4 protein-coding genes and 2 pseudogenes are annotated in these 7,741 nt (G+C 47.0%); 1 reads left to right on the forward strand and 5 read right to left on the reverse strand.

From position 1 onward, the window contains the following. A pseudogene (locus HU824_RS18620) lies at positions 1-112 on the forward strand (IS982 family transposase); the annotation flags it as partial. A 12-nt stretch (positions 113-124) separates the two neighbouring features. Here the strand turns inward: HU824_RS18620 and HU824_RS18625 are convergent. The 5 genes and pseudogenes from HU824_RS18625 to HU824_RS18645 form a co-directional block, all read right to left on the reverse strand. Next, a pseudogene (locus HU824_RS18625) lies at positions 125-625 on the reverse strand (alpha-L-fucosidase); the annotation flags it as partial. 89 nt (positions 626-714) lie between these two features. Continuing rightward, positions 715-4,743, reverse strand: a complete 4,029-nt coding sequence (locus HU824_RS18630; RefSeq protein ID WP_176469663.1) for a hybrid sensor histidine kinase/response regulator transcription factor — start codon at positions 4,741-4,743, stop codon at positions 715-717. A 165-nt stretch (positions 4,744-4,908) separates the two neighbouring features. Continuing rightward, complete coding sequence (locus HU824_RS18635) at positions 4,909-6,474, reverse strand: arylsulfatase (protein WP_176469664.1); 1,566 nt, start codon at positions 6,472-6,474, stop codon at positions 4,909-4,911. 125 nt (positions 6,475-6,599) lie between these two features. Beyond that, the gene (locus HU824_RS18640) at positions 6,600-6,899 is read right to left on the reverse strand and encodes a hypothetical protein (protein WP_176469665.1); all 300 of its coding nucleotides are present in this window, start codon (positions 6,897-6,899) and stop codon (positions 6,600-6,602) included. Between the two features lie 84 nt (positions 6,900-6,983). Then, positions 6,984-7,547 (reverse strand): hypothetical protein, encoded by a 564-nt coding sequence (locus HU824_RS18645; RefSeq protein WP_176469666.1) that lies wholly within the window; start codon positions 7,545-7,547, stop codon positions 6,984-6,986. Between the last annotated feature and the right edge of the window lie 194 nt (positions 7,548-7,741).

Here is a 7,741-nt window from a genome sequence, read left to right on the forward strand (position 1 = left end):
CTGCGGTCTTTTCACCCGCATAGCAGGCAAAATAGCAGCAATGACGTTCATGCAATATGTCAATTTCGTTAATCATCATCCGATTGGGCGGATAAAATATTCTCTAATTTAATTCAACCAACAGGTAGGCTTTAACCATTTCTCCCAATATATCTTTTTTATAAGGTGTTTGTGCTACCGTATATTGTGTATATTTGCTTGGCCAGAGGCAGAACCCCTCATGGTGCTTCGTTGTAATCTTGACATACTTCACGCCCATCTTTTTCGCCATCTTCGCCCAAGCTTTCGGATTAAACCTCGTAGGATTCCATTGTTCCATGAGTTTAAGCCATTCGTCTGCCGGAACCTTGGCCCACGCTTTCAGCCATTCGGCGGCACCTCCATACATTTCTCCGTTCCATTCACCACCGGGAATGGCATAAAGCCCCCAATGGATGAAAGCTCCCAGACGATTGTCGCGGAATCTTTTCATATCCGCATCCTGGCGTTTCCCCAGACGCCCGGCACCATACTTCAATGAAATTTCCTGCTCAGCAGGCAAAAGACGCGGTTGCACTTGGGCGGTCGTCACTCCGGCTCCTGCCAACAATAAAAACATAACAAATGGTCGTAAAATTCTTTTCATGCTATCAAGTTTAAAAAGTCTTCGCAAAGGAAGGCCTTTCCACTCGCAGCATCTTGCTCTATTCGTTATTTCTTTTATCCAAATTGCTCTTATCCCTTCTTTTTATGCTTATTAGCAAAAGACGTAGGAGTTTCGCCAAATACTTTTTTGAATGAGTTTGTAAAATAGGCCTGGCTCTCGATGCCTACTTGAATCATTATCTCACGCATGGTCATGTTCTCTTCTATAATCAGTTTCGCCGCCTTGCGCAACCGACAATTCAGCACAAACTCCACGACCGATTTTCCTGTCAGGCTTTTCACTTTCGTATAAAGCTTGCTCCGGCTCATCATCAGTTCTTCCGCTATCAGGTTCACATCCATGTCCGACCTGTCCATGTGCCCGTCTATAAATGCCACCAGTTGCTTCAAGAACTTATTGTCTTGTTCATTGGTTGCCAGCTCACCGCTGTCCGCATAATAGTTTTTGGCATAATGCTCCTTCAGTTGCTGCCGATTTTTAAATACATTTTGTATCGAAAGCTTCAGATAAGTCAAGTCTATCGGTTTTTCAAAATAGAGGTCCGCACCGGAATCCGCTCCCTCAATCTTACTCTCCAGACTGGTCTTTGCCGTTAACAGAATCACCGGAATGTGCGAAGTATTCACATTACTTTTGATGTCATTGCATAAAGATACTCCGTCCTTGCGCGACATCATGATATCGCTTATCACCAGATCGAACTCCAAATCTTCCATCAGTTTCAGTGCCTCGACACCGTCACCCGCCTGCATCACTTGGAATTCGTCCGACAAGGCTTCCGCAATGAGCACTCTCAAATCCGTGTTGTCCTCTACAATCAGGATTTTCCGGGCACTCGGAGGCACAGTCTCCGATTCCGGCTCCTTCGTGTCTTCCTGAGTTTCGCCTGCCTCAGGCAAGAATGCGGGGGATTCGGACATACCACCTGACTTCCGTCGGGCAAAATCCGACTCGCCGAACACACTGCTATCCATGGGAAGACAAACCACCATATCCGTCCCCTTCTCCCGTTCACTATAAATGGATACGCACCCTTTCTGCAACAACACCAGGCTTTTCACCAACGCCAGCCCGATACCCGTTCCCAAATGCGAATCGGCATTCACGGTGTTCACCTTGTAGAATCTCTCGAACACGCTGCTGATCGACTCACCCGAAATGCCTACACCCGTGTCGCTCACCACGATGGAGAAAGCATCCTCCATGCAGTCGCCCACCTTGTAGTGCCCAGTCCACTGCGATGCAAACTTTTGGCCGCGTTTGGTCATCAACACGATATTCCCTCCGTCGCGCGTGTATTTGAAAGCATTGTTCAGCAAGTTCATCACGATTTTCTCCACCACATTCTTGTCCGCATACACCTCTGCTGGCAATGTGTCGTCACACTCTATCCTGAAACTGATTTTCCGCTCGGCAGCATAATCCATAAAATCGCCCGCAATACCTTTCACGAAGCTGTTCACGTCTATCTGCTCCAGTTCCAACTTCATCATCCCGTTCTCCACGGTTCGGAAGTCCATCAGTTCATTTACCAAATTCAACAGCCGTTGCACGTTTCCATTCAGTATACGGTAATAATACTCTTTCAGGCCCTCGCGCCTCAGTTTGTCCAAAGCGGCCATAATCAGCGACAGCGGAGTGCGGAAATCATGTGATATGTTGGTAAAGAAGCGCAACTGTGCCTGATGTATCTGTTCCTTCTTCTCCCGTTCCACATTTTCCTGATAGAGCATCATCTTCAAGCGCTTCTTCTCGGCATAGTGCCTGAAAACCACATACGCCATGCCAAGCAATGCCAATGCATAACAGAAATAGGCAGGCACGCTTAGCCAAGGAGCCCTGCGCCTCACTACCTTGATGACTGTAGGTTCACCCCACACACCATCGTTGTTTGCAGCGCATACTTCAAAGAAATAGGTTCCTGCCACCACTTTGGAGTACATCACCGTGCGCTGCCTTGCATCCACTGTAATCCAACCGTCGTTATATCCCTTCAGCCTATACCTGAACATGTTTTTCTCCGGAATCTGGTAATTATCCGCCGAAAATTCAAAACCGAAGTTCGATTCATCGTAATCCAACATGATGGTATGGAACGAGTCGCTCACGCCATACTTGGGATGGACCGGCTCATGATTCACAAAAAATTCCGATATGACTGCCCGCGGCTTGTAACGGTTATAGGATATACGTGCGGGGTCTACCACCGTAAACCCATTGGTACCTCCGAAATAGAGTTTGCCGTCCTTACCCTTCAATACTGCCAACGGATAATATACCTGCCCTTGTGTATTCTCACGCTTATCGAACTTCATCAGACGTTCACTCGCCGTATCATAACAACATAGCCCGTCGTCCGTTCCCATCCACACTTTGCCATCGCTGTAACAGATACTGTAAATGGAATATACATCCCGCTGCAGTGCGTCTTTCATCGGGATGAATTCCAAGGTGTTGGTGTCGAACTTTATCAGACCGTTACCGATAGTTCCTATCCAGATATTCCCATTGTCATCCAGACAGAAAGTGAACAGCCCCAAATATTCGGAATCTCCCGGCTGCACTTTTCTTATCTCCCCGGTCAGTGTGTCAACCCGATAAAGCGCTTCGTTACTGATGGCCCACAATGTCCGTTCGCCCTGCTTCAGAATATCAAACAGATAATCGTAATTTCCCACACTGTCCAGACTGATGTGTTTGAACATCTTTTCCTTGAAAGAAAAATAAGAAATCTTCGGTGCCGGATACTGATAAGCTACCCACAGCCCCGAATCTCCTTCGAGCACCGTCTTGCGCACATCATTCACCAACAATTCTCCCGCCCCGTCGCGACCACGTTTATAATGGGCCGTTTCCCGGTGTCCGGCATGAAACACCTCAATACCGCCCCTGAACATCGAGACCCAAAGATTGCGTCCTCCGTCCATCATCAACGATTTAATATTGTTGGACACCACGTTTTGTCCGTCTGCCAGCAATCGGAACTTGCCTGTCCGCTTGTCCATCCGGTTCACGCCTCCGCCTTCGGTACCTATCCACAGATAATCTTCGTCTTCGGCAAAGGCACTGACCGGTGCATAGTTCAGGCCGCTGCTTCCGGCGAGATAGGAACGAAAAGCATTTCCCTCCTCCATATCCACGTAGCACAGCTTCCCCGAATAGGTTCCTATCCATACATTGCCTTGCCTGTCTTCATAAATCTTCCATACGGAATTGTTCGGCAGGCTGAAAGCATCCGTTGTCGAATGCTTGTATTCCATCATTGCGCCGGTGGCAGAGTCGAAGATGTAGAGTCCTTCCATCGTACCCAGCCAGACCTTTCCTTTGCGGTCTACATAAAACTCCCTGAGTCCGTTCTCCTCACATCCGGTAAAGGCTTTGCTGTGTTCTTCTATCTCAAACGACGACAAGTCAATCTTATAGAGCCCTTCTTTATCCACATACACCCACATTTTTCCTGCCCGCGCCCGCGCAAAGCGGATGTTTCCCCCCTTACCGGGCAGCCGCATGCAAAAGCTAAAGTGATTTTCCGCTTCGTTGTATCTGTACACCTGCCTATAGACGAATGTATACACATCTTTGTTGTGCACACAAAAAGCCGGATTAACATACGTCGCTTTCTTCCCGTCATATTCGGGTATCCGGATTTCACCGGTAATAGTATCAGGCAATCCGTAGAGATTATCCCGCCTCACCCAAAGCCTATCCCTGCCATCTATCTTCACCAAAGCGACGTTCCCGAACACGCGCTCGAACTTATCCGATATCCTATCATGTCGATATAACCCGTTGTTGGTATTCACATAAAGATTACCTTTCTCATCCGAATCCATACCGATGAATATCCATCGCTTCGTCGGAGCTATTTCTGCAAAACGAGGGTAATACTTCTTATACTTGTAGCCGTCAAAACGGTATAGTTCATAGTCCATCATTACCCATACAAAACCATCCTTATCCTGCTCTATTGATTTGACCCCATCGTAATAAAAGCCGCCATCGGGCGAGAGTGTCCTGAACTTATAATTTTCTGCGGCATTTACTGCCATCCATGTACAGATAAAGAAACACAGTACAACTAAAGTTCTGTTTTTCATAATGATATTTTCCGATTAAATATAATAAGCCATTCAAATGCGGGACTAAAGGTAATAAAAATCATTGAATGCCATCCTATTTAATAAAGAACAAAAAAGCGGAAGGAATTTTCATTTGAAAATCTTCCGCTTAACAAATCATACATACGCAGACCTTTTCTCTTTTCAGATGCCTGTATCTACCGGATTTTCATCGGGAAACAACGGACTGTAAAGCACCGTACGTTTCAGTACCTGCAACTGCCCGTCCTTCACAAACTCCTCTCCGCGCTCAGCCAGATGCTTCACCATCTCGCCGCGCATCTCGCGCAACCGTGCAGCGTATTTCTTCTCTTTCGCCACATTCCTCAGCTCCTGCGGGTCCTTCGTCAGGTCGAACAGCTCTTCCTCGCCCGTATGGAAACGCCATACGTACTTGATTTTTCCATCGGTCAGCGCACACCAATAATTATCGGGGCTATAGCACGTGGAGTGCTCCAGATCTATGTACTTGCGCCACCCGTTGTTTCCGCCTTTCATCAGTGTTGCCAGCGAGCGTCCGTCCATGTCTTCAGGCACCTTGCCTCCTGCCATGTCGAGGAAAGTGGGCAACAGGTCTCTCAGTTCTACCGGAGCTTCCACCTTGCCTCCCTTCTCGAAGCCGCACGCCGCAGGCCACTTCACGATGTAGGGCACATGCGCCGAACCCTCATAGGGATAGGTCTTGCGCCAGTGGTGATGGTCGCCCAGCATGTCTCCATGATCCGACACATAACAGATAAGTGCGTTGTCGTACATGCCTTTCTCTTTCAGTGTCCGAACCACCTTTCCTATCTCTTCGTCCACAAACGTCACATTGGCATAGTAGTACCTGCGTGACTCCTTGGCATACTCCTCGCCGAAATTGCCGAAAGCAGCGTCCTTCTCGGCCGTAGCCACGTCACGGGGCGCGGCATACTCCTTGTCCTTGCACCATTCGCCTACGGCAGGCGCGGGAACATCCTTCCCTTTATACTCCTCCATCAACCTCTGCGGCGGATCGTACGGGCTGTGCGGACGTGCAAAGGAGACTTTCAGGAAGAGCGGTTCACCGCTTCCCTTATCATAATTACGTATCATCTCGCATGCCATCTGTCCGGTCCATGCCGTGGGGTGGAGTGCTTCGGGCAGGCGATACACCCCTCCTCCATGCGCATTCCATCCGATACCCGTGGCATCCGAATCCCTTCCGGGTGCCTGCATCTGGAACCACAGGCGGTAGTCGCTCACAAAGTCGTCGCTCTCCACACGTCCGCTCTCGTCCACCAGCGTGCCGTGGAAACCGTGCAGGGCTTTCTGTGGAAACCAGTGCATCTTGCCGATACCGAAGGTGAAATAGCCCAGCTCTTTCAGCATCGCAGGCATCTCATACCGATAGCAGCTGCCCACCCGGCCGTAGCCCAGCATACCGTGATGCCAGGGCGAGAATCCGGTGAGCAGCCCTGCGCGTGCCGGCGTGCTGCTCGGTGTGGAGGAGTAGCCGTTCATGAAGAGAGTTCCATCGTGCGCCAGTGCATCCATGTTCGGGGTATCTACCGCCGGATTTCCCATGCAGTTCATGGCATCGCCCCGGTGTTGGTCGGCAACGATAAGGACGATGTGGGGCTTATCTGCCTGCACATCGGCTTGCTTTGCGTTCTCTGCCTTGTTTTGAGCAGCCGCCGTTCCGGCGGCTGTCAGGAGCAGGCTGCTCCATAAAGTGTATTTTTCCATTATACGATTACTGTTCTCTTTTCTTATTCGTAGCCCATAAATTCCATTTTCTTCCGGCAAAGAAGAATCTTTTATTTCGCATGGCAAAACTTTTACCTTGCTTTTTAACGTCAGTTCAATAGATGTCACTTGGCAGGATATATGTCTACGATATCCTTGCGATCGGTAGAGAAATTATATGGTGAAGGAACCACTTCTTCGATGGTCCTCTCTTCACCGCCCCTTGTCTGTGCGCTTTGCGCATTTCCATACATACCGGCTACTTTCTTCACCACGTCTATAGTGACTTCATCAATCGGATTGGTTTTCGTGACAAGCACACCTGTTGATGCTACATTCTGTACGTTGTTCTCTTCAATTGCATTTTCGCAGGAACACATCAGCATTCCCAATAAAAGCAGCAAAAAATAAAATCTGTTTTTCATGATATCCATAAATTTATTAAACAAAACAATAATCGGAACCGACTCAAAAAGTTACTACTTCAAGCCAATCCCCATTATCAAAATCTATTCAGTATAATTTGTTTGAAACTCTTCCAATTCCTCCTCTGTCATCTTCCGATATACAACATAGGTGTAAAATTTAGTACCATCCGCATGCACTCCCATACATTCTAACAACCGCAATGTCTTATCATCCACAGATAAAATCTGCATATATAAATCCCTTTTATTTTCGGACTTCAAAATGATCTTGTTTCGTTCTTCCAAGTAATCATAAGCATATCTATGAGATAGACGTGGTGCATCTGGCATAACAATCTGAGAAAACACCTTAACAGTTGTCATACTTTCAAAGAAAAGATGATGCGGACTTCCTCCATCCATAACTTCATAAAAATTTTCTTTTTGCCATTTGCCATCAGCTGTTATTTCATGCGTGGAAACATGTTTCCAGCCATTGTTGAGTACAAGCGATTTAAACTTCTCTGTCGACAACGAACGAGCCGAAGGATCATAACACTCTCCATTCTCATCAAAATTAAACAATAGTTCATCATCACCACAAGATGAGACAAATAGTAAGAATAAAGAAAAACACAACAATGCTAAAATTTTAAACTTTTTCATAATAACAACAACACAAAATTTTAATTTATATTTATAATCACTACTGTCCCATTAAAATCTGAAAAATTTCTTTGAAATTATTGAAATATAGTTAGTTACATGGATTTTTCGAGCGAACGGACTTGAAATTTTATCTTTGCGGTAGTTTTACTATGACCGCATATGTTTCAAGACAAGTTTGTATTTGCTCAGTT

This window comes from Bacteroides sp. L10-4 (assembly GCF_013373675.1).
Taxonomy (GTDB): Bacteria; Bacteroidota; Bacteroidia; order Bacteroidales; family Bacteroidaceae; genus Bacteroides; species Bacteroides muris.